The organism is Streptomyces sp. NPDC034037, from assembly GCF_055575715.1.
On sequence record NZ_JBVISC010000002.1, the window covers coordinates 134,437 to 156,201 of the forward strand.

Sequence of the window (21,765 nt, forward strand, 5' to 3'; positions counted from 1 at the left end):
GGGGCCCGGGTGACGGACCGCCCACCGACCGGACCGGGCCGGACGTGGGCCCCGGCGGGCAAGAGGACGCGACCACGAGCACCGCCCCGGCCCCCGGCAGACAAGGGGAGCCGACCGCGAACGCCGCCCCGGCCCCCGGCGGACAGGAGGAGGCGACCACTGACGCCACCCCGGCGCCCGGCGCGCAGGGGGAGCCGACCGCGAGCGCTACCCCGGCCTCCGACGGACAGGGGGAGGCGACCACGAACGCCACCGCGGCCCCCGGCGGACAGGGGGACGCGACCACGAGCACCACCCCGGCCCCCGGCGGACAAGGGGAGCCGACCACGAACGCCGCCCCAGCCCCCGGCAGACAAGGGGAGGCGACCACGAACGCCACCGCGGCCCCCGGCGGACAGGGGGACGCGACCACGAGCACCACCCCGGCCCCCGGCGGGCAGGGGGAGCCGACCGCGAACGCCGCCCCGGCCCCCGGCACCGAGCCCGGCCGGGGTGCCTCGCGGGAGGAGACCGCGGGCGTGCGCGGCGGCCGAGCGCGCTGGCGTGGGTTCGGCGGACGGCTGGTCCCCGCGGTGTGCGCCGCGCTGCTCGTCCTCGCCGGCTGCGGCTTCTTCTACGGCGCCCATCAGGCGAGGTCCACCCCGTCCGCCGCGAACCGCGCGCTGACCGACGCCGAGGAGACGACCCGGGTCGCCGGTGACGTCGACAACGCCCTCGCCCGTGTCTTCTCGTACACGCCGGACGGTCTGGAGGCCACCGAACGCGCGGCGCGGTCCGTCCTCGCGGGGCGGGCGCAGCGCCAGTACACGGAGTTGATGGAGCGGATCCGCGCGGACGTCGCCGCGCGGCGCGTCACCCTGAGCACCCAGGCGGTCCGCACCGGGGTGATCGAACTCGACGGTGACAGCGCGCGGTTGCTGGTCTTCCTCGATCAGATCTCGCACCGCGGCAAGGCCGGCACCACCTCCGCGGCGGCCCAGCTCACGGTGACCGCGCGACGGGAGGACGACCAGTGGCGAATCGTCGACATCAAGACGCGCTGAGCGAGCGCGAAGGCGCGAAGAGAGGGGACCACGGATGAGACGCCGCACCAGCGGCCCGGCCCGGCCGGGAGCGCTGCCGGTCACGGGGCTCGCCCTCGCGCTCACTCTGCTCGCGGGCGGCTTCGCCGCGTGGGCGGGCCGGGACTGGTACGACGCGGCCCACGCCGGCTCCGCGGGGTACGCCGAGCAGCGCGACGCCGCCCTCACCGCCGGTGAGCAGGCCGTGCAGAACCTCAACACCCTGGACCACCGCAGCCTCGACCGCGGCCTGGACCTCTGGGAGTCCTCCACCACCGGCGAGCTGCGCGAGCAACTGGCGGGCGGCCGCGCGGAGTTCGCCGACCGGGTCAGGGAAGCGAAGACCGTGACCACGGCGAAGGTGCTCTCCGGCGCCCTCACCGAACTCGACGACCGGGCCGGCCGGGCCCGAGTGCTGGTCGCGCTGCGGGTGACGGTGAAGGCGCCCGGCGCGCAGCGCACCGACAAGGACAGCCGCATGCTCGGCGAACTGACCCGCACCGACGGCACCTGGAAGCTGAGCGCCCTGGGCCAGGCCCCGGTCGGCGGCACGCCGACCGGCTGACCGGCCGAGGAGAGGACGACACACGATGCCGACGACCCGCCACCACCTGAACAACGCACGCCGCCGCCAGACCCGCGAGGCCCGCCGCCCGCCGGCCCCCACCGCCGCCTCCCACTCCCGCGACCGCACTCCGCCCGCCCCGGTCGCCGCCGGCGCCGCCAAGGGGAGCGAGGACCGGCGCGACAAGGTGCGGCTCACCCGCCCCCGGCAGGCAGCCCGCGACGAAACGCCGTCCCCCCTCGATCCCGCGCCCCCGCCCCGCCGCACGCTCGCGATCCTCTGCCTGCTGACCCTGCTCCTCGGCGGCTTCGCCGGCTGGGCTCACGCCCGCGCACAGGCGCTCCGCGACGACCCGGCCGCCCGTAACACGGCCCTGTCCGACACCGCGCGCACCAGCGAGATCAAGGGCCAGTCGACCAAGGCCGTCGCGGCACTCTTCTCGTACGACCACGCCCATCCCGGCGCCTTCGACAAGGCAGCGAAGAAATGGCTGACGGGAGGTGCCGTCGCCCAGCACCGGGAACTGCTCGGCGCCGTCCGCGCCCGCGCCGACAAGCAGAAGGCGGTGATCACCACCACGGTCACCGACAGCGCGGTCGAACGCATCGACGGCGACCGGGCCCGCGTCCTGGTCTACGCCGATCAGAGCAGCGTCAGCACGGCCGGCGACAAGAAGGCGCGGGACGACGGCGCCTACGCCGGGGCGATGTTCGCCGTCGACGTCCAGCGGCGCGACGGCCGTTGGCTCGTCTCACGCATCGACACCTTCCGCCGCTGAACCCGCCCGTGCCCCACCACCAGGGAGTGAGTGCCCATGCCCGAACACCGCGCCCGCCGCCTGCCCGTCCGGACCCGCAGGGGTCTGCGGACCACCGCCATCGCCGTGAGCGCGGTGGCGGCGCTCACCGCCTCCCAGGCCCCCGGAGTGCTCCCGCAGCACGTGAGCGCCCGTCCGGCCGCCGACGACCGGCCCGCCCCGGCCCCCGACCCGCCGTACGCGGAACTCGCCCCGCCCGCTGACGGCTCGTACCACACCGAACTCCCGCCGCAGGTCACGTCCTCCGACGCCCCGCCGCGCACCGAGCGGAGGACCCCGGAGCGTGCCGCGGCCGGCATCCCCGGGACGGTGTTGCGCGCGTACCGCGCCGCGGAGAGGTCCGTTGCCCGGACGGACCCCGGCTGCGCGCTGCCCTGGGAACTGCTCGCCGCCATCGGCAAAGTGGAGTCCGGGCAGGCGCGCGGCGGCGCGGTCGACCGGCACGGCACCACGCTCGGCCGGATCACGGGCCCGGCACTGGACGGCCGGAACTTCGCCCTGATCCGGGACAGCGACGGCGGCGTCCACGACGGCGACACGGTGTACGACCGCGCGGTGGGGCCGATGCAGTTCCTGCCGTCGACTTGGGCGCGGTGGGGCGCGGACGGCAACGGGGACGGCCGCGATGACCCCAACAACGTCTTCGACGCGGCCCTGGCCGCCGGGCACTACCTGTGCGCCGGGAGCCGCGACCTGAGCCGGCCCGCCGACCTCGACCGCGCGGTCCTCAGCTACAACCAGTCGCGTCCCTATCTCGAACTGGTCCGCTCCTGGCTGGAGTTCTACCGCAGGGGTACGCACGCCGTGCCCGACGGCAAGGGCGTCATCCCGACGTCACCCGGGGCCGGCGGCGACACGCCGGCCACGTCACCGGCCGACAAGGGCGGCCGCGGGGGCAAGGGAGGTCGCGGGGGCGACGGCAAGGATGGCGACGGCGGCGTCATCATCGGCCCGGACCCCGGCACGCCCACCCCGACCCCCACACCCTCGCACCCGGCACCGTCCTCGCCCTCACCGCGGCCATCCCCGACCCCGACGGAACCGGACCCCACCCGGCCGCCGGAGCCCACCCCGTCCGACTCCCCGACCCCGGACCCCTCCCCCACGCCCACCGACCCATCACCTACACAGCCCTGCCCCTCCGACTCGACGAGCCCCCCGCCGGACCCCGGCAGATCCCCCGCCCCCTCCCCGAAGGCCCCGGAACAGGAGCCGCCCTGCACTTCCATGACCGCTACCGAGAGGTGAGGGTGGGGGCCCCGGGCAGCCACCGGTCGGCGTCCTTGGCGGGGGCGCCCCGCACAGGTACGGCACGAGAGCGGCGACCGTCGTCACCGGGAGGCCGGCCCGGGCGCGCCCGCCGGCACGGCGGCCGGCGCGTTCCGCGCGTCCAGGGCGCTTCGGCACTCCGCCACGATCCGCGCGTTCTCCGCCGTGTCGCGGCCGGCGATCCGGACAGTCCGTCCCTGGTACGGCGGGGGCATCGGCGACAGGTAACGCGAACACGTCGTGCTCACGGCACTCCCCCACCAGTCGCGCCGCGCTCGGTCCCCGCGGCGGCAGGGTCACCGTGAGAAAGTTCGCCACTCCTTCGTCGACCGAGTCGAAGCGGCCCGGTCCAGGTCGGGTGCTGGGGCGGTGTGCGTCAAGTGCCCGACGGGCTGGCGTCGAGCGGTGTTCGAACGCCCCCGCTCGGCAGCGCAACGGCGGGTTTTCCGGGGCGGAAGCGGCCGAGCAGTGCGGAGAGGAGGACCGCCGTCAGGGTGCCGGCGACGACGCCGTTGCCCAGGACCGTACGGGCCCAGGCGGGGAATCCGGCGTACAGATGCGGGCTGAGCAGCGGCAGCAGCCCCGCGGTGAGCGCGAGCGCGGCCGTCATGGTGCCGGTGCCCGTGCCGGACAGGTCGGCGCGGCGGAGCATCTCGATGCCCAGCACGGCGATCACGGCGTAGACGACGAGGGCGGAGCCGCCCACGACGGCCGCCGGGATGCCGGCCAGCGCCCGGGAGAGGGGTGTCGCCAGGCCGAGGGCGACCAGGAGGACTCCGGCCCCGGCGGTCACGAAGCGGCTGCGGACCCCGGTGAGCCGGCCGATGCCGATGTTCTCGGCGCTGGTGACCATGAGGGACGTGCCGAACAGCCCGCCGGCCAGGGAGACCAGGGCGTCCGCGCGGGCGACGCGCGGAACGTCCCGTTCGGGGGCGGGAGTGCGGCCCACCGTCTCGCTGTTGAGCACGGTCTGTCCGGTGATCTCGGCCAGCGTGGTGAGGCTGAACACGAGCAGCGGCAGGGCGGCCACCAGGTCGAACCGCGGCGTTCCGAAGGGCAGGAACGCGGGCGGCGCGAAGCCGCTTCCGGCCGCGGGGGCAAAGGTTCCGAGACCGGTGGTCGCTGCCACGACGGCCCCCGCCGCCATCCCGATGAGGACGGAGGTCTGCCGCCAGACACCGCGCAGGAGAACGTACGCGGCGAGGGTGGCCGCGACCGTGAGCGCGGCGAGGAGCACCGTGCGCGGCTCGCCGGTGCCGTCCGGTCCGGTGACGAGGCCGGCGGCGACCCGGATCATCGCGATGCCGATGAGCAGCACGGTCACGCCCATGACCAGTGGCGGGAAGAGCCTGACGACACGGGCGTACAGCGGCAGTACGGCCAGGAGCAGGGCCGCCGCGAGGAGGACGGCGCCGGCGGCGGTGGGGGCGCCGTGTTCCTGCGCGATCTGGAGGAACAGCGCGGTCGCGGCGCCCCCGGGCAGCATGACGAACGGCAGGCGCCCGCCGATCCGCCACACGCCGAGGGACTGGAGCAGGGTGCCCGCGCCGCACAGCAGCAGGACGGCGCTGAGCAGCGAGGCGGTCGCTCCCGGCGGCATCTTCAGGGTGCCGGCGACGAGGAACACGGTGGATATCGGGGCGGCGATCATCGCCAGGACGTGCTGGACCGACAGGGGCACCAGCCGCCGCAAGGGCACCCTGGCGTCCACCGTGTCGACCACGTCGGCCGACCGGGCGGTGGTGGCGTCGGTGGCGGGGGTGGGCGTGGCCGTCATCCTGTCGCCCCCAGCCAGGGGATATCGGTCGCGGCGTAACGGTAGGCGCGGAAGACGGCGTTGGGCTCGGACGGGAACAGCCCCCGGACCTCGCTCTCGGCGTATCCGGCGAAGTGCGGGACGACGTACTCCCAGCACAAGTAGCCGTCCTTCGTCACCTCGAACAGCCGCCCGGAGGGAGAGTCGGTGATGAGGGTGTTGCCGTTCGGCAGGCGCTGGGCGGAGCCCATGAAGGGTGCGAAGAAGAACTCGCGGGCCGGGTCGTGGTACTCCCACGCGATGTCGCCGTCGGCCCGGTCGATCTCGATGACGCGGGAGTAGGGGACGTCGTGGCCGGGCCGGAAGACGCCGTTGTCGAAGACCAGCAGCCGGCCGTCGTCCAGTTCGGTGGGGGCGTGCTGCTGGCTGACCGTGCCGGGGCGGCTCCGCCAGAGGACCTCGCCGGTGTCGCGGCTGATGACGACGACGGCCGAGACGCTGCGCAGGCTGACGAGGATGTTGCCGTCCCGCAGTGGGGTGACGCTGTTGATCAGGGGCCAGTGTTCGCGGGCGTAGGCCTCGTGCAGCGGGAACTCCTCGCGGTCCAGGTGCTCGGCCGCCCGCCAGGACCACCGGAGTTCACCGTCCGGACCGGTCTCCTTGATGGTGTCGGCCCAGACGATGCCGCCCGTGGCCTCGGAGCCCGGCACTCCCCCTCGCACCGCTCCCGCCTCGGCTCCTGTCAGGGGTTCCAGGGCGGTGTACAGGATGCCGCCGTCGTCGAGGTGGTGGGCGTCGTGGTGCTGGAGGGGGTCGCGGTGTTCCCGGAGCACGGTCCCGTCGGGGGCGGCGTGGACCATGACGCCTCCCCGGTACTTGTGCCACATCGGGAAGAGCGCCTCCTCGCCCGGCAGCACGCCGTTGTAGGCCAGTGTTCCGTCGGTGAGGAGCCGGGCGTGGCGACCGGGGCGCCAGGGGAGGTGCCACTGATGGGCGGTCCGTCCGTGGAGGTCGATGAGGTAGACCTCTCCGGTGCCGGTGAGCGGCGCGTAGAGGGTGTATCCGTCGTACGCGGCTCTCTCGTCGAGGGCGATGAGGCCGGTGGGGCGGCGGCGGCGTGAATTCTGGTCGACGGGTGGCACGTCCAACTCCTCGCGTCAAAGTTTCTTTGATGAGAACAACTGACTTTGACGATAGAGACGGAGTGTGACGGGCATGTGTCGGCAGTGCGAAACCCCCTCCGGAGGCCGGCCGCGGGCCGCGTAAGGTGCGTGTACGCGTCGTCGACCAGGCAGAACGGCGCCGCGCGAGGAGGACGGGAGACCATGGAGGCCGCGAACACACCGCGGGTGGGTGCCGCCGTACGCCGCCGGCGGCGGGCACTCGACCTGACGCTCGCCGAGGTGGCGCGGCGCAGTGGGCTCTCCTCCCCGTTCCTCAGTCAGATCGAGAACGACCGGGCGCGGCCCAGTATGCGTTCCCTGCAACGGATCGCGGACGCGCTGGGCACCACGGCGGTGCAGCTGCTCGCGGCCTCCGACGAGACCCGCACGGTCGACGTCGTGTGGGCCGCCGAGGACAGCGGCCTCGACCGGGAGGCGCGGGTCCGCCCGGTGGTGCGCGGCCGCCATCAGCTGCACGCGCTGGAGTTCGTCGGCGAGCACGAGGCCGACCGGGAGTTCCGGCACCGCAACGACGAACTGATGTACGTGGCGGACGGCTCGGTGGAGGTGGAGGCCGACGGCCGGCTCCACCGGCTGGGGCGCGGGGACACGCTGCTGCTGTCCGGGGGCGTCCGGCACCGCTGGCGCTCCACCGGAGCGGACACCCGGGTCCTGGTGGTGGCGGTCGGCGACCACGTGGACGTACTGGAGTCCTGACGACGCGAGGCCGCGCGTCCGGCGCACCGGCGGACGCCGCGGAGTCCGGAGGGCGCGGAGACCGGAGGGCGCGGAGACCGGAGGGCGCCGGGTCGCCCGGATGCGCGGGGGTGGGGAAGGCACGATCATCGTCCCCAGGACAGGGTCGAGCCGGTCGGCCCGTTTTCACGTTTCTGCGAGGGCCGTCATGGCGACTCACCCCCACGCCGGCGCGGAGCGCCCCGACGGGTCCGACGCCGTCGCCACCGCGCGTCTGCTGCGCGAGGCGGCCCTTGAGGTGTCGCGGAGCGCCACGGACATCCGGGGCGCCGCCGCCGAGGCCTGCGCCGTGCTCGCCGATCCGGGGCTCACCCGGTCGAGCGCGCGGCGTCCGCGCAGTGGCCTCGCGGCGCAGGGTGCGCTGGTACGGGCACTGACCCGGCCCTCGGGCCTGGGGTTCGCGCTCGGGGCCGCGGGCGGGTGGCTGAAACGGATGGGCCAGGCCGGCGAGGTGTGCGGAGGGGAGAGCCTCGCGAACCGGGTCGCCGTGACGTCGCTGCGGTTGCGTGCCGCCGCGGTGCTGGAGGAGCATCCGGAGCTCGGGCGGGACCCGGGGATGCGGCGCCTGATGGACGCCGTCACGGGCGACCGGGACGTGGAGGCGCTGCGCGCCCTGCGGGCGCTGATGAAGGACAAGGGCGCGGAGCGGGCGATGTCGACGATCGCGCCTCTGTTCGCGGAGTTGTCGGCGATCCGGGCGCTGCTCGACGAGAACCCTCTCAACGACGAGGTCGGCTGGCAGATCGCGACCGGCGAGGCGCTGCACGCGGATCCGTGGTTCGGGATCTCCGCGCGCCATCTGGCGGCCTTCGACGCCGGTGAGGGCGCGGCGGTGCCGGTGGAGCTGGACGAGGAGGACCGCCGGTCGCTCGCCGAGGAGGGCTCCTTCATGGGGTTCCTCCGCAACATCGATCTGCTGCGCACCGATGGCCGGGTCCTGATCCAGGACGTCCGGGGCCCGGACGGTGTGGTGCGGCACGTGCTGCATGCCCCGGGCATGGCGCCGGGCAAGCCGCGCAACGACTCGCCCCAGGACTTCGTGGGCGCCTGGAGCAATCTCTTCGACCCCGAGTCGCCCTACACGCGCGGCATTTTGCTGGCCGTGGAGGAGTACGGGCTGCCCGCCGGCGCCGAGCTCGCCCTCATCGGCCACAGTGAGGGCGGCATCGCCCTGATGAACCTGGCGCAGAACAGCGCCTTCTGCCGGCGGTTCCGGGTGACGCACATGGTGGCGGTGGGCTCCCCCATCGACAACAAGAAGCCCGCGGACCCTCGTACGTGGGTGGCGAGCGTCACCAACCAGCATGACCTCGTGCCCACGCTCGACGGCCGGGGCGCGGGCTCCGGCGCGGTGTTCACGCCGCACCCGGACTGGTACGAGGTGGACTACGTCGACGCCAACCACGAGTTCCCGCTGTGCCATTCGCTGGGCAGGTACATGGCCAACCTGGAGGAGGACCTGCCGGACGCCCGCCGGGACATCGACGAGGCGTTGTCGCCCTACCAGGGGCCGGTGGTGCGTTCGCAGGTCTTCCATCTCACGGACCGGGCCAACCCGCCGCAGGGCTATCCCCTGATGGCGGTGCCGGTGACCCGGACCGCCACCGCCGCGGGCCCGGTCGAGACCCCGGTGCTGTACTACGACTCGACGAGCGTGGTGGCCTTCTTCGCCGTGGAGCCCGACAGGGCGGCGCGGCTGCTGGCCGACGCCTCCTGGATGAGCCCGAGCCGGGTCGGCCGGCGTGTTCTGGTGGCGCTCTCCGCGTACGAGCACCGCTGCGTGAGCCTCGGCGCGTACAACGAGCTGAGCCTGGCGGTACTGGTGAACGACCTGTGGCGGCCCCGGAGTCACGAGGTGCTGGCCGAGTTGCTGCGCCGGGCGGACACCCGGCGCACGGGACGGCAGGTGACTGCCCTGGCCGTCACCACCGAGGAGGCCGAGGCGGCGAGCCGGGAGCTGTGGGGCCAGCCGGTCACGCGCGCCCAGATCGATGTCCGGCTGACCGGCAACCGGCTGCACGTCACCCTGGACGAGGCGGCGCGGCCCGGCGGGGCCACGGCGGAGCCACCGGTCCGGCTGACCGGCAGCCTCGGGCCGCACGTGCCGGCTCCGCACATGGACTCGGTGCTCTACGGGCGCACGGCGGAGGCGACCTTGCGGTCGCTGGTGCACTGTGTCGGACGCCAGCGCTTCCACGCGGCCCCCCGGGTGCGGCTGCGCTGCGCGCCGGACGGGGGCGGTCAGCAGGAGCCGCTGGTGCGCCAGTTGCGGTCCCTGGGGCTGGACGGGGCCCGCCCGCTGTGCGTACTGAGCACGCCGCAGTACCAGGCGCGGCGCGGTTCCGGAGCGGCTCTGCCGCGCTGAGGCCGAGGGATGGAGCGGGGACGGAGAGGGACGAGGAGAGCGAGGGAGCCCATGGCCGTGCACGCCGTACGCCACGAGGACCGACCCACCCGGTACGAGGCCCGGTTGCGGGCCGAGGCCGAGAGGCTGGCCGGCGCCGGGGCGCGCCTGTTGGAGCAGGCGGCTCTGTTGGAGGGGCGCCCCGGTGTGCCCGACTGGTGCGTGCCCACCCTGCACCGGCAGGCGGCGTGCTGCCGGCAGGCCGCCGACGACCTGGCGGCGGCCGCGGTGCTGGTGGGCAGGCACACCGCCCGGTCCGCGGGCGCCCGGGCCGGTGCCGGACCCGGGGCCCGCCTTCGCCCGAGGTGACGGGCGCCGCTGCGCCTGTTCACCCACCGGGTCACGGCCGACCCCCTGCGGGTGCCCGGCTCAGGGCGCGCGCAGCACGAGCGCGGTGTTCTGGCCTCCGAAGCCGAACGACGTGCTCACCGCTGTGCGCATGCGTACCGGCCGGGGCACGCCCGAGACGACGTCCAGCTCGGCCGCCGCGTCCTGGCGGCGCAGGTTGGCCGTCGGCGGGACGAGACCGTGCTGGAGGGTCAGTACGGTCACCGCCGCCTCGATGGCGCCCGCGGCGCCGAGGGCATGACCGATGACGCTCTTGTTCGCCGTCACCGGCGGGTCGTGCCGGAAGAGCCGCCGCAGCATGCGTGCCTCGGTGAGGTCGTTGAGCGGCGTGGAGGTGGCGTGCGCGTTGACGTGGTCGATGTCGCCGGACGCGCAGTCCGCGTCCCGCAACGCCGCGTGCACCGCCTCCTCGGCGCCCCTGGCCTCGGGGTGCGGCGCGGCCGGGTGGTGGGCGTCGGCGGTGGCCCCGTAGCCCGCGAGGTAGCCGCGTACACGGGCGCCCCGCCGGTGGGCGTCCTCGGGACGTTCGAGGATCAGCACGGCGGCCCCTTCCCCGGGCACGAAACCGTCGCGTTCGACGTCGAAGGGGCGGGAGGCGGTGCCGGGATCGGACCGGCGGGACGACATGGCCCGCATCTGGCCGAAGCACGTGGTCGTCATCCGGCTGCGGGCCGACTCGCTGCCGCCGGCCAGCACGATGTCGCAGCGCCCCGCCCGCAGCAGGTCCAGCGCCGTGCCCAGGGCCGTCGCCCCGGACGCGCAGGCGCTGCTGGTGGTGAAGTTCACGCCGTGCGCCCCGAGGTCCAGGGCGACCTCGGCCGCCGCCATGCTGGGCACGCTGCGGGTGACCTGGTACGGGGAGACGCGGTCGGCGCGGTCCTCGTGGAGCAGCCGGAAGGGCTTCTCGTACGAGTGCAGGCTGTTGCTGCCCACGCCGAGGACGACGGCGACGCGGTCGCGGTGCCACTCCCGGGGATCCAGGCCGGCGTCGCCCACCGCCTGGCGTGCGGCGACCACCGCCATCTGGGCGTACGGGTCCAGGCGCCGGGCCGTGGCGTGGCCGAGTCGTGTGCGGGCCCCGAAGTCGGGAACGGCGCAGGAGAAGTCGGTCCGCAGCCCGGCGAGGACGGGGTCGGTACGGGCCACCGACACACCGCGCACCAGGGTGGCCCAAGAGCTCTCGGCGCAGGTTCCGGCGGGTGACAGCAGGCCGATGCCGGTGACGGCGACGTCACGCGTGCGCGCGTACGCGTGCAACGGAACCTCCGGGGCGTGAGGGGGCACGGCCCCACGCGGTGCGAGCGCGCGTCCACCGGCCCCCGGGGCGGGGGCCGGTGGACGGCGCGGGTGCGCGGCGCGTGGCGGTGCGGGACGGGTCCTTGCCTACCACCCCACCGCTGCGCCGGAGTCGCCCCGTGATCACGACACGCGCGCAGGGCCCGCCGTTCACTCCATCGTGGGTCACAGCCGGCGTGCGGCGAGCCGTTCCTTGTCGGGCCACCGCACGTCGTGGGCCCATCCGTTGCGCTCGAAGAGCCGGATGAGGGCGGCCGTCGCGTCGAACTGTCCGCGCAGCGCGCCGTGGCGGGCGCTGGTCGGGTCGGCGTGGTGGAGGTTGTGCCAGCCCTCACCGAAGGTCAGCAGCGCCACCCAGCGGACGTCGCGCGACTGGTCCCTGCTGCGGTAGTGCTGTCGTCCGAAGGCGTGGGCGACGGAGTTGACCGACCAGGTGACGTGGTGGACGACCGCGTAGCGCACCAGGCTGCCCCAGAAGAAGGCGGTGGCGGCGCCGGACCAGGACATGGTCCACAGGCCGCCGATCAGCGGTGGGAGCGCGAACGAGACGGTGACGGTGACCCAGTACCAGCGGTCCAGCCGGCTGATGTCGGGGTCGTTCAGGATGTCCGGCGCGTAGTGGGCGAGGTCCGCGCGCCTGCGCCGGGCGAACCAGCCGATCTGCGCGTGCCACAGGCCCTTCAGCAGGGCACGGCGCCCGGTGCCGAACGCCCACGGCGAGTGCGGGTCGCCCGGCCGGTCGGAGAACTGGTGGTGGCGGCGGTGCTCGGCCACCCACAGGGCGACCGGTCCCTGCATCGCCATGCCGCCGGCCAGCGCGAGGGCGATGCGCAGCGGGCGTGCGGCCTTGAAGGACTGGTGGGTGAAGTGCCGGTGGTAGCCGGTCGAGATGCCCGCGATCGAGATGACGTACATGACGGCCGCGAGCGTCAGATCGAGGGCGCCCGCCCCGCGTCCCCAGGCGACGGGGAGGGCCGCGGCGAGCACCACGAAGGGCAGCACGATGATGCCCAGCAGATATCCGGTGTACTCCGCCCCGGTGACCGCGACGGTGCCGGCCGTGGGCCCCGAGTGCGCCGGCCCGTCCGCCTCGGCGGCGTGGGTGGCCGTCACCGCGGTGCTCCGGCGCTCCGGCGGGCGCGGGCGACAGGCGTCGCCGGCAGGGGGCACGTCCCCGGTGGTTGCCCTGGTCCCAGCATGCGTGCGGCCTCCTGCCGTCGCGGGTTCGGTCCTGGTCCATGCTGGGGCGCGGTCGGGGATGGAGGGCGGCGGCACGCGGCGCCGCCCGGCAGGCACCGGGCATATTCACACCGGTGACCCGGTCGTGGTGCGGGCTCGGGGACTCCGTGCCGTAATTGAGAGCGAATCCGCCGGCGACCGCGGTCCGCGGCGCCCCGCCACGTCTGGGTGCACCCATGGAGTTTCTAGCGGCGTACGACACCATCCCGCAGAGCGACGCCGCGCGGCGCGTGGCCCTCCTGCGGGAGCGCATGAAGGCGGACGGTCCGGCCGTGCTGCGCGAGCTGCGCGCGGCGCGCCCGGTGTTCGCCACGCCCGCGGGCGTCTTCGTCACCCGGATGACCGATGTGGTGGAGGTCTTGTCGACGCCCGACGTCTTCACCGTGGGCGTGTACGGCCCGCTCCTGGAGGAGGCGCTGCACGGGCCGTTCATGCTGGCCCGGGACGGCGCCGACCTCCACTGGCACGACCGCGCGCACGCCCAGCTCATGCTGCCCGCGCGGGACTTCCTGCCGGTGCGCCGGATCACGGCGCGCCTCGCCGACGACGCCCTGGACCGGGCGATCGCGTCGGCCCGTGCCGCGGGGCGGGAGACGTTCGACTACATCCAGGAGTTCTCCGCCCCGGTCGCGGCCCGGGTGGCCCAGGAGTACCTGGGCTTCACCGGCGTGGCCGAGGAGGACCTGCACCTGCTGTCGCAGCGCGTGCAGCGCGCGGTGTTCGTCAACCCCGACCGGGACCCCGAGGTGCACGCCGCCGGCGTGGCGGCCGGCAAGGAACTGCACGAGCTGATGGCCGAGGTGATCCGCCGCCGGGTCGCCGCGCTGTCGGCGGACCCCGGCCACGACGTGCCGGACGACGTCCTCACCCGGATGCTGCGCACGGTTCTGCCGCCGGGAGCGGACCGGCCGATGAACGAGGAACGGATCAACCACCAGCTCGTCGGCTACCTGATCGGCTACCAGCAGAACGCCACCCAGTGCGCGGCGACCGCGCTCAAGGAACTGGCGATCCGTCCGGAGGAGCTGGCCCGCGCCGAGCGGTCGGCCGCCGCGGACGACACCACCGCCTTCGACGGCTACGTCTGGGAGGCACTGCGCTTCCACCCCTTCGTCCCGTCGACGCCACGGCTCTGCGTGCGCGAGCACGTGCTGGCCGCCGGCACCCCGCGCGAGACCCGCCTCGCACCCGGCACCGTGGTGCACGCGCACCTGGCGTCGGCGATGTTCGACGAGACGGTCGTCGAGGATCCGTACGCCTTCCGGCCCGACCGGACGCCCGTGCACAACCTGGTGCTCGGCCACGGGGCGCACGCGTGCGTGGGTCGGTATCCGGCCCGGGCGATCCTCCCCGAGATGGTGCGGCGGGTGCTCCTGCGCCCCGGTGTCCGGCCGCTGCCCGGCGCCGAACGCGCGCTGGACTACGGGGGCACGCCCTATCCGCAGCACTACACCGTGACGGCGGACACGGGGGCCCCGTCCTGACCGTGCGGGCGTCCCCCAGCCGCCGACCGGAGAGCAGGCACCAGATGACCACCATCCCGCGCCGGAGCCGAACGCCGGGCGAAGACGACCGTGATCCCTCCCGGGACGGCCTGCGCAACCGCGTCGAGGCCCACGTCCTCACCCATTACGCGCCGCTGTGGCGGGCGGTGCAGGGCAACCGGTGGCTGCACCTCAAGACCAACGCCCTGCTCACCGACGTCGCCGTCCTCAAGGCCCCGCCCCGGCCCAACCCGCTCAGCACCATGGCGCCGTACACGTCATGGCCCTCGCTGACGGACCGCTCGTACGTCGGCCGGCACCTGCCCCCGGACACCTCCCCGCACCCGGGGCGACCGGCACCGCAGCGGGCGGCCGAACTCTTCCGCAGGGCGGGGCCGGGGCAGCTGTGCCCCCGGTCGACCGCCCTGCTGCCCGCCTTCGCCCAGTGGTTCACGGACGGCTTCCTGCGGGGGCACGGTCTGGGCGGTGATCCTCGGCGCACCGACTCGCCGCACACCATCGACCTGGTGCAGCTGTACGGCGCGTCCGAGCAGGTGACGGCGTGTCTGCGGGAGTTCGAGGGCGGCCGGCTGAAGAGCCGCACGGTCGGCGGCGGCGAGTTCCCGCCGCTGCTGTGCGACCAGGGACGCATCAAGAAGGAGTTCGAACTCCTCAAGCCGGTGCGTTGGGAGGACGTGCCGGAGCCGTTGCGCGACACCGTCTTCGCGACCGGTGGGGACCGGGCGCACGCCCACATCGGCCCGATGCTCGTCAACGTGCTGTTCCTGCGCGAGCACAACAGGATCGCGGGGCTGCTGGCGCGCGCGTACCCCGCCTGGGACGACGAGCGGGTCTTCCAGACCACCCGCAACATCCTGGTGGTGATGACGATCCGGCTGGTCCTGGAGGAGTACATCAACCACCTGACCCCGTTCCACTTCCGCTTCGTCCTGGACCCGACACGGACGGTCCGCTCGAGCTGGCACCGGGAGAACTGGTCGACCATCGAGTTCAGCCTGGTGTACCGCTGGCACAGCCTGATCCCGTCGACGTACCGCATCGCCGGCCGGGACGTTCCCCTGCTCCATACGCTCGCCAACGGCCGGATCGTCGAGGAGCGGGGCATGGGCCCCCTGTTCGACGACCTCTCCCGGCAGCCGGCCGGGCGCATGAGCCTGTTCAACACCGATCCGCTGCTGCTGCCCATCGAGGCCCGCAGCGTCGAGGTCGGCCGCGAGCTGGACGTGGCCTCGTACAACGACTACCGCGAGCACTTCGGCTTTCCCCGCGTGAGCGATCTGCGGCAGGTGTCGGGCGACCCGGTGGTGCGCGAGGCGCTGCACGAGATGTACGGCGGTGTCGACGACCTGGACCTGTACGTCGGCCTCTTCGCCGAGGACGCCCGGCACGGCAGCCTCTTCGGCAATCTGCTCGGGCGGATCATCGGCATCGACTCGTTCTCCGAGGCCCTGACGAACCCGCTGCTGTCACCGCGGCTCTTCACCGCGCAGACCTTCTCCGCGGAGGGCCTGGCGATCCTGCGCGCCACCCGCTCGCTCTCCGACGTCGTCCACCGCAACCTGCCGGAGGACGACGGGCGGTATCTGGTGTCCCTCGGCACGAAGCGGGCGCCGGGCGTCAGGGGGTAGGCGCGGTCAGGGGGAGGACCGGCCCGGTGGGGGGCAGGCCGGCCGCTGATACACCGGTTCATCCGAGGTGCACGGGCCCGGGTGCGGCCGGGGTCAGTGGTTCCGCAGCGCCTCGGAGAGGGTGACGGCGGCCGGGTCGAGGGCGGTGCGGCCGTCCTCGATGTCCCACAGGGCGTTCTGCAGCAGCCTGCCGTACGTCCAGCCGGCCGCGCACGCCCGGTCCAGACCCAGGGCTTCGGTCAGCAGGTCGAAGCGGCGGCGCACGACGCGCGTCATGTCCCCTTGTGGCGCGATGTCGTCCCACCGGCTGTCCAGGGCGGGCCACAGGTCGAAGCCGGGGTCGCCGGCGAGCGGTTCCGGGTCAATGGCGAGCCAGGGCTCACGCTCAGCGGCGAGGACGTTGCCGTAGTGCAGGTCCCAGTGCAGCATCCGGTCACCGGGGTCGCCGGCCAGTTCGGCCACCGCCGACGCCCAGTGGTTCAGGAGCCGCCGGTCGGTCGGGTCGGCCAGCGCCGCCGCCGCGCGCGGTGCCTCTTCCAGTATGGCCTCGGCGATGTCACCGAGGCAGCGCAGCCCCTGCGGCGCGGGGACGGACACCAACCGGGCCAGCAGCCCGGCGAGTACGCCCATGGCGGCGTCGTCGTCCTCGACCGAGGCCAGCGAACGGGACGCGTCCAGCCGCTCCAGGAGCATGGTGCTGCTCTGCGGGTCGTGGTCGAGCAGCCGCACGATTCCGCGGCCGTTCCAGATGTGCAGCCCTGTGATGGCGGCGGAGGTCTCCTCGCGGGGTGTCTGCAGCTTGAGGACGGCGCGGGTGCCGTCGGCGCGCAGCACCGGCAGCACCAGCGAGGCCTCCCCCGACGCGGGTGCGCCGTCCGTCGTCAGCGCCCAGCGGTCCAGTAAGTCCGCCACCAACGCGGGCAGGGCGGCGGTCCAGCCCTGCCCCTCCTCACCGAAGGCGTGGGCGTACGACGACGCCAGGGCTTCCGGGATCTCGACCAGTCTTGCCCTGCTCATCTCGACGTCCTCGGGAGGGTGCGGGTGCTTTCCGCGCAACCTATCGAATCTCGGTGCCGAAGCCGGGTGGGTGACCGTCGGCGGCCTCGGCCTCGGCCTCGGCGTCGGGCGTGGCCGGCGAGATGTGCTGCGCGGTTACCGGGTGGGGGCACGTACGGCCTCCTCCAGCGCCAGTCTGCGGACCGAGGCTTGGAGGGCCTCGCCGAGGAGCGCGGCCATCACCGCCCGCTCCGCCCGTTGCCGCGGGTCGCGGCCCTCGGCTATGTACCGGGCCTCCACGCGGGCGGTCCGCTCACCGGCGTCCGCGTACGCGTCCAGGGCCGCCGTCGCCAGGTCCGCGTGCCCCAGCCGCCGGGCGGCAAGGACGGCGGTGGTCAGCTTCCGTACGTCGGAGGCGTCCGGGGAGGTACGCCATCCACGGCGGGTGAAGGTCTCCAGGACCACCGCCCGGGACCGGTCGTGCTCGGGACCGGCGTCGGGGTGGGGGTCGGGCTCGGGCTCGGGCTCGGGCTCGGGCTCGGGGTGATGCCCCGGAACCGGCTTCCGCTCGCGGTCCGGCCCGCTGTCCTGCTCCCGTAGCGCGCGAAGCACCCCGAGCGGCGACGGGTCCGGCTCCGTCATCGCTTTCAGGACCGCCCGTACCCGGGCCAGCGGGACACCGCCCAGCTCGCTCAGCGCGCGTACGAGCCGGAGCCGGTGCTCGTGACGGGGGCCGTACGAGGCCTGGTTGGGGCTGGTCAGGACGCCCGGGGGAAGCAGGCCCTGCCGGAGGTAGTACTTGATCGTCGGAATCGGCACACCGACCCGTCTGCTGAATTCGCCGATGCGCATCGACCCCGCCCCCGCCCGTCCGCGACTTCACTCCCCCACCACACATCACGCACCACAGATCGCCCACCACGTGCCCTGGATACACCCGTACACCGATGTATCCGCGGCGTCCCGGCCCGGATCTCTCAGGGGCAGTGCCGGAACGGAACAACTGACGGGGGATGGGTGGCGTGGCGACACGGATCGCGGTCGGGGTGGATCTGGTCGAAGTGGACCGGATCCGCAGGCTGCTGGCGGACAATCCCGCCGCGGAAGAGGACATCTTCACCGGGCGTGAGCGCGCCTACTGCGCCGGCAAACGCAACCGCCTCGCTTCTCTGGCGGCACGCTTCGCCGCCAAGGAAGCCGTCCTGAAGGCGCTCGGCACCGGGCTCGGTCCCGGCACCCGCTGGACCGACGTGGAGGTGGTCAACACCCCGCTCGGGCGCCCCCGCGTGCGGCTGTCCGGCGGCGCCGGGGACCGGGCGGCGAAGGCCGGGGCCGCCTCGGTCGAGGTCTCGCTCTCGCACAGCGGGGCGTACGCCATCGCCCACGCCGTGATGTTCCTAGACGAAGGATGACGATGCGTTTCCATCTGATCGACCGAATCGACACCTGGGATGCGGGGCGCGCCATCCGGGCCCGCAAAGTGACCTCGTGGCTGGAGGACTTCTGGCGGGACGAGGGCAGGGGCCCCCAGATGCCCGAGCCGCTGATCCTGGAAGCCCTCTGCCAGGCCGGGACCTGGCTGATCATCGCCACCACCGGGGTGCGGCGCCGCGCCGCGCTCCTCTCGGTCGACGAGGTCTCCTTCCACGAGCCGGTACGCCCCGGGGACACCCTGATCCTGGAGGGGACGGTCGAGTCCATGGGCGACGAGACGGCGGTCCTCACCGGCACCGCGTCGGTGGACGGCAGGACGGTGATGAAAGCCGAGGCCGTGATGTGCGCCCTGCTGCCCGCGGAGGACCTGGAGGACCCCGAGGACACGCGGCGGACGATGGAGCGGCTCACCCGGGTGCCGGCCGGCGGTGAGCGCCGATGAACCGGACACGGCCGGCTGGCCCGGCGGCAACGACGAATCGGGCGGAGCCGGTGCGGCGGGTGGCCATCACCGGCGTCGGCGCCGTCACCCCGCTCGGCAACACCGCCGCGAGCACTTGGCAGGGGCTCGCCGAGGGCCGCAGCGGCGTGAGTGCTCTGGAGACCTTCGACGCCTCGACCTTCCCGGTGCGGATCGCCGGACAGGTCAAGGACTTCGACCCGGGGAGGGTGGCACCCGCCAGGCAGCGGCGCCATCTCTCGCGCGCCGCGCTGTTCGCACTCGCCGCGGCCCAGGAAGCGGTGGCCGACGCGGGCGAGGGCTGGGACGCCACCGATCCCCACGACCGGGGGGTGGTCGTGGCCGGCACGGTCGGCAGGCCCGCGCTCCAGGAACTGGTCGACATGTCGCACCAGTTGAGCACGAGCGGCTTCCACGACCTGTACCGGCAGGCCCCCGGCGACGTGCTGCTGCGCAATCAGAACGTGGGAGTCGCCGCGGTCGCCGGGGCCGGGAACTGCCGCGGCCCGATGGTGAGCGTCTCCACCGCCTGCGCGGGCGCCGCGCATGCGATCGGCGAGGCGTACCGCCGTATCCAGGAGGGCGAGTGCGCGCAGATGCTCACCGGCGGCTTCGACGCGCTGACGACCTGGATGGACGTCCTCGGCTTCTCGCTGCTCGGCGCGATCACCGACCGCTGGAACGACCGGCCCGAGCGGGCCTCGCGCCCCTTCGACTCCGACCGTTCGGGCTTCGTCCTCGGTGAGGGCGCGGTCATCGCGGCCCTGGAGGACTGGGACAGCGCGGTGGCGCGCGGTGCCCGCATCCACGGCGAAATCGTCGGCTACGGAACGTCGTTGAACGCGTACAGGATCACCGACTCACCGCCGGACGGCGGCGGCGCGATCTCCGCGATGCGCGACGCGGTGGCGCAGTCGGGCCTCGGCACGGAAGGCATCGACTACATCGCGGCGCACGGAACCTCCACGCCCGGCAATGACGCCAGCGAGACCCTCGCCATCGAGAAGCTCTTCGGGGAACACGCCCGCGAGCTGTGCGTGAGTTCCCCCAAGTCCATGACGGGGCACCTCACTTCGGCGGCGGCCGGGGTCAATCTGATCGCCGCGCTCGGCGCCCTGCGCGAGGGCCTGGTGCCGCCGACCATCAACCTCGACCGCCCCGACCCCCGGCTCCGTCTCGACTACGTGCCGAACCGGGCCGTGCGCCGCCCGGTGCGCGCCGCCCTGGTCAACGCCTTCGCGTTCGGCGGCACCAACGCCTGCTTCGTGGTCAGGGCCGCGGCCGCGTCCGGAGCGGGCCGAGGAGCGGACGACGGACGAAGCGGCCGGCCGGCGGACGGGCCGAGTGCGGCTCCGAGCGAAAGAAGGGCAGCATGACAGCGTTCGACGAGATCCTCGATGTGGTGAAGGGCGAGCGCGCCGTCGCCGCCCGGAACGTCCCGGGCACCCTGCAGGTGTTCGCCACGCACTTCCCCCGGTTCCCGGTCCTGCCCGGTGTGCTGATCCTGGACGACATCGTCCGGGCCGCCCGGCTCGCCGCTCCCGAGCTGCCCGAGGGTTTCCGCTGGGCGCTCGGCGCGGCGCGGCGGGTGCGCTACCGCCATTTCGCCGAGCCCGGAGACCGGCTGGAGATCAGCGTCGAGGTGATCGAGGCGACCGCGTCGTCCGTCACCGTCAAGGCGCGGGTCAGCGTGGCCGGCCGGGACATCACCACCGTACGCGGGCTCCGCCTGGACAAGCTGGCCGAGCCGGACAAGAGCGAGGTGGCGGCATGAGGCGGGTGGCCGTCACCGGCATCGGAGTGCTCACCGCCCTCGGTGAGGGCCGGGGCGAGACGTGGAAGGCGCTGCTCGACGGACGCAGCGGCATCGGACCGATCCAGGGGTACGACCCCTCTTCGCTGACCACCCGGGTCGCCGCCGAACTGGCGGACTTCGAGCCCACGCGGTACGCCCCCCGCAAGTCCCTGCGGATGACCACGCGCAACGACCAGCTCGCCATCGCGGGCGCGGCGCTCGCGGTCGAGGACGCCGGGCTGGATCTCGCGGAGGCGGGGTACGACCCGGAGCGGGCCGGGGTGTTCGTCGGCGGCAACAAGGAGATCTCCAACCCGGAGCATCTGCTGAACGGCAGCCTGGCGGGCCGCCGCGAGGACGGCCGGGCGGATCTGCGGCAGCTCGGCGAGCGCGCCTCGTCCGCCTTCTACCCGCTGTACTTCGTGGAGGGCCTGCAGTCCGCCTCGCTCTTCCACCTCTCCCATGCCCACGGCTTCAAGGGCGCCAACTCCTACTACCACGGCACCGCCGACGTCGGAGTGACGGCGCTCGCCCGCGGCTTCCGCTCGATCCGCCGCGGGGAGTCCGACGTGGTGATCGCCGGCGGCTTCGACGACGCCGCGTCCTGGTGGGTGATGTCCAAGATGGACGGCCTCGGGGTGCTCACCCCCCGCAATGAGGCGGGCGCCTTCCGTCCGTACGACGTGGAGCGCAGTGGCTCGGTGCTGGGTGAGGGCTCGGCCTTCCTGGTCCTCGAGGAGCGGGAGTCCGCACGGCGCCGCGGCGCCCATGTGTACGCGGAGATCGGCGGCTTCGGCGCGACCCAGGACCCCGACCTGGTCACCCCGCACCCGGACGGCGAGCCACTGGCCGCCGCGGTGGGGCGGGCGCTGCGTGAGGCCGGGGTCGACGCCGGCGACGTCGACTACGTGGCCACCCACGGGTGCGCGACGCGGCTCGGCGACCGCACCGAGGCCCGGGCGCTGACCCGGGTCTTCGGCCACGGCTCCGCCACGGCGGCGGGCAGCGTCAAGCCGGCGACCGGGCACCTCGTCGCGGGCGCGGGGGCGCTCAACGCGGCGGTCTGCGCGATGGCCGTCGACGGCTCGGCCCTGCCGCCGACGCTCGGCCTCGACCGGCTGGACCCGCAGTGCGCGGGGATGGACTGGGTGAGCAGGCAGGCCCGCGAGGCGCGGGTGCGGCACACCGTGGCGATCGGCCGCGGGCTCGAGGGGCAGCAGACGGCGCTCGTACTGAGCGCCCCCACCGAGCAGGCTCAGAGGGGGAACTGACG

The 21,765-nt window shown here is 74.1% G+C and carries 19 protein-coding genes and 2 pseudogenes; 14 read left to right on the forward strand and 7 right to left on the reverse strand.

Annotated elements, in window-relative coordinates; all coding sequences use genetic code 11:
* Positions 1-404 precede the first annotated feature (404 nt).
* From ACZ516_RS06350 to ACZ516_RS06365, 4 genes and pseudogenes are all read left to right on the forward strand, one after another.
* Positions 405-1,043 (forward strand): annotated as a pseudogene (locus ACZ516_RS06350) (hypothetical protein); the annotation flags it as partial.
* Positions 1,044-1,077: 34 nt separating this feature from the next.
* Positions 1,078-1,626, forward strand: a complete 549-nt coding sequence (locus ACZ516_RS06355; RefSeq protein ID WP_469008803.1) for a nuclear transport factor 2 family protein — start codon at positions 1,078-1,080, stop codon at positions 1,624-1,626.
* A gap of 25 nt (positions 1,627-1,651) precedes the next feature.
* Positions 1,652-2,404, forward strand: coding sequence for a hypothetical protein (locus ACZ516_RS06360; RefSeq protein ID WP_469008805.1), 753 nt, complete (start codon positions 1,652-1,654; stop codon positions 2,402-2,404).
* 36 nt (positions 2,405-2,440) lie between these two features.
* The gene (locus tag ACZ516_RS06365; protein WP_469008806.1) at positions 2,441-3,691 is read left to right on the forward strand and encodes a lytic transglycosylase domain-containing protein; all 1,251 of its coding nucleotides are present in this window, start codon (positions 2,441-2,443) and stop codon (positions 3,689-3,691) included.
* Positions 3,692-3,774: 83 nt separating this feature from the next.
* Here ACZ516_RS06365 and ACZ516_RS06370 read toward each other — a convergent pair.
* From ACZ516_RS06370 to ACZ516_RS06380, 3 genes and pseudogenes are all read right to left on the reverse strand, one after another.
* A pseudogene (locus tag ACZ516_RS06370) lies at positions 3,775-4,051 on the reverse strand (histidinol-phosphate aminotransferase family protein); the annotation flags it as partial.
* Positions 4,052-4,088: 37 nt separating this feature from the next.
* Positions 4,089-5,489, reverse strand: a complete 1,401-nt coding sequence (locus ACZ516_RS06375; protein ID WP_469008808.1) for a uracil-xanthine permease family protein — start codon at positions 5,487-5,489, stop codon at positions 4,089-4,091.
* Positions 5,486-6,616, reverse strand: a complete 1,131-nt coding sequence (locus ACZ516_RS06380) for an arylsulfotransferase family protein (RefSeq protein WP_469008810.1) — start codon at positions 6,614-6,616, stop codon at positions 5,486-5,488. Before ACZ516_RS06380 ends, ACZ516_RS06375 begins: the two co-directional genes overlap by 4 nt.
* A 177-nt stretch (positions 6,617-6,793) precedes the next feature.
* Between ACZ516_RS06380 and ACZ516_RS06385 the strand changes: the two genes are divergently transcribed.
* From ACZ516_RS06385 to ACZ516_RS06395, 3 genes are all read left to right on the forward strand, one after another.
* Entirely contained in the window at positions 6,794-7,348 is a 555-nt protein-coding gene (locus ACZ516_RS06385; RefSeq protein WP_469008813.1) for a helix-turn-helix domain-containing protein, read from the forward strand.
* 187 nt (positions 7,349-7,535) lie between these two features.
* A complete protein-coding gene (locus ACZ516_RS06390) occupies positions 7,536-9,752 on the forward strand; it encodes an acetoacetate decarboxylase family protein (RefSeq protein WP_469008814.1) in 2,217 nt (738 codons plus the stop codon).
* Between the two features lie 51 nt (positions 9,753-9,803).
* The gene (locus ACZ516_RS06395; protein ID WP_469008816.1) at positions 9,804-10,100 is read left to right on the forward strand and encodes a hypothetical protein; all 297 of its coding nucleotides are present in this window, start codon (positions 9,804-9,806) and stop codon (positions 10,098-10,100) included.
* A gap of 60 nt (positions 10,101-10,160) precedes the next feature.
* Here ACZ516_RS06395 and ACZ516_RS06400 read toward each other — a convergent pair whose 3' ends face one another.
* Together ACZ516_RS06400 and ACZ516_RS06405 are read right to left on the reverse strand one after the other, a co-directional pair.
* Positions 10,161-11,396, reverse strand: coding sequence for a beta-ketoacyl-[acyl-carrier-protein] synthase family protein (locus tag ACZ516_RS06400; protein ID WP_469008817.1), 1,236 nt, complete (start codon positions 11,394-11,396; stop codon positions 10,161-10,163).
* Between the two features lie 204 nt (positions 11,397-11,600).
* Entirely contained in the window at positions 11,601-12,548 is a 948-nt protein-coding gene (locus ACZ516_RS06405) for an acyl-CoA desaturase (RefSeq protein WP_361083020.1), read from the reverse strand.
* A gap of 302 nt (positions 12,549-12,850) precedes the next feature.
* Between ACZ516_RS06405 and ACZ516_RS06410 the strand changes: the two genes are divergently transcribed.
* Together ACZ516_RS06410 and ACZ516_RS06415 are read left to right on the forward strand one after the other, a co-directional pair.
* The gene (locus ACZ516_RS06410) at positions 12,851-14,158 is read left to right on the forward strand and encodes a cytochrome P450 (protein WP_469008819.1); all 1,308 of its coding nucleotides are present in this window, start codon (positions 12,851-12,853) and stop codon (positions 14,156-14,158) included.
* Between the two features lie 44 nt (positions 14,159-14,202).
* Positions 14,203-15,807: a peroxidase family protein gene (locus ACZ516_RS06415; protein WP_469008821.1), complete on the forward strand. Its 1,605-nt coding sequence runs from the start codon at positions 14,203-14,205 to the stop codon at positions 15,805-15,807.
* Positions 15,808-15,900: 93 nt separating this feature from the next.
* Here the strand turns inward: ACZ516_RS06415 and ACZ516_RS06420 are convergent, their stop codons facing one another.
* Both ACZ516_RS06420 and ACZ516_RS06425 read right to left on the reverse strand, forming a co-directional pair.
* Positions 15,901-16,824, reverse strand: a complete 924-nt coding sequence (locus tag ACZ516_RS06420; protein ID WP_469008822.1) for an APH(6)-I family aminoglycoside O-phosphotransferase — start codon at positions 16,822-16,824, stop codon at positions 15,901-15,903.
* Between the two features lie 135 nt (positions 16,825-16,959).
* A complete protein-coding gene (locus tag ACZ516_RS06425) occupies positions 16,960-17,655 on the reverse strand; it encodes a MerR family transcriptional regulator (protein WP_469008823.1) in 696 nt (231 codons plus the stop codon).
* A gap of 170 nt (positions 17,656-17,825) precedes the next feature.
* Between ACZ516_RS06425 and acpS the strand changes: the two genes are divergently transcribed.
* Genes acpS through ACZ516_RS06450 form a run of 5 tightly spaced genes read left to right on the forward strand, consistent with a single transcriptional unit; the run spans position 17,826 to position 21,763 of the window.
* A complete protein-coding gene (gene acpS, locus ACZ516_RS06430) occupies positions 17,826-18,215 on the forward strand; it encodes a holo-ACP synthase (RefSeq protein WP_358578271.1) in 390 nt (129 codons plus the stop codon).
* Positions 18,216-18,217: 2 nt separating this feature from the next.
* Positions 18,218-18,679 (forward strand): hotdog domain-containing protein, encoded by a 462-nt coding sequence (locus tag ACZ516_RS06435; RefSeq protein ID WP_361083028.1) that lies wholly within the window; start codon positions 18,218-18,220, stop codon positions 18,677-18,679.
* Positions 18,680-18,738: 59 nt separating this feature from the next.
* Positions 18,739-20,073 carry a beta-ketoacyl-[acyl-carrier-protein] synthase family protein gene (locus ACZ516_RS06440; RefSeq protein WP_469008826.1) on the forward strand — a complete coding sequence of 445 codons (1,335 nt, stop codon included), beginning with the start codon at positions 18,739-18,741 and terminating at the stop codon, positions 20,071-20,073.
* Positions 20,070-20,471 (forward strand): 3-hydroxyacyl-ACP dehydratase FabZ family protein, encoded by a 402-nt coding sequence (locus ACZ516_RS06445; protein ID WP_469008827.1) that lies wholly within the window; start codon positions 20,070-20,072, stop codon positions 20,469-20,471. The genes ACZ516_RS06440 and ACZ516_RS06445 overlap by 4 nt, the downstream gene beginning before the upstream one ends.
* Positions 20,468-21,763: a beta-ketoacyl-[acyl-carrier-protein] synthase family protein gene (locus ACZ516_RS06450; RefSeq protein WP_361083032.1), complete on the forward strand. Its 1,296-nt coding sequence runs from the start codon at positions 20,468-20,470 to the stop codon at positions 21,761-21,763. Before ACZ516_RS06445 ends, ACZ516_RS06450 begins: the two co-directional genes overlap by 4 nt.
* Positions 21,764-21,765 lie beyond the last annotated feature (2 nt).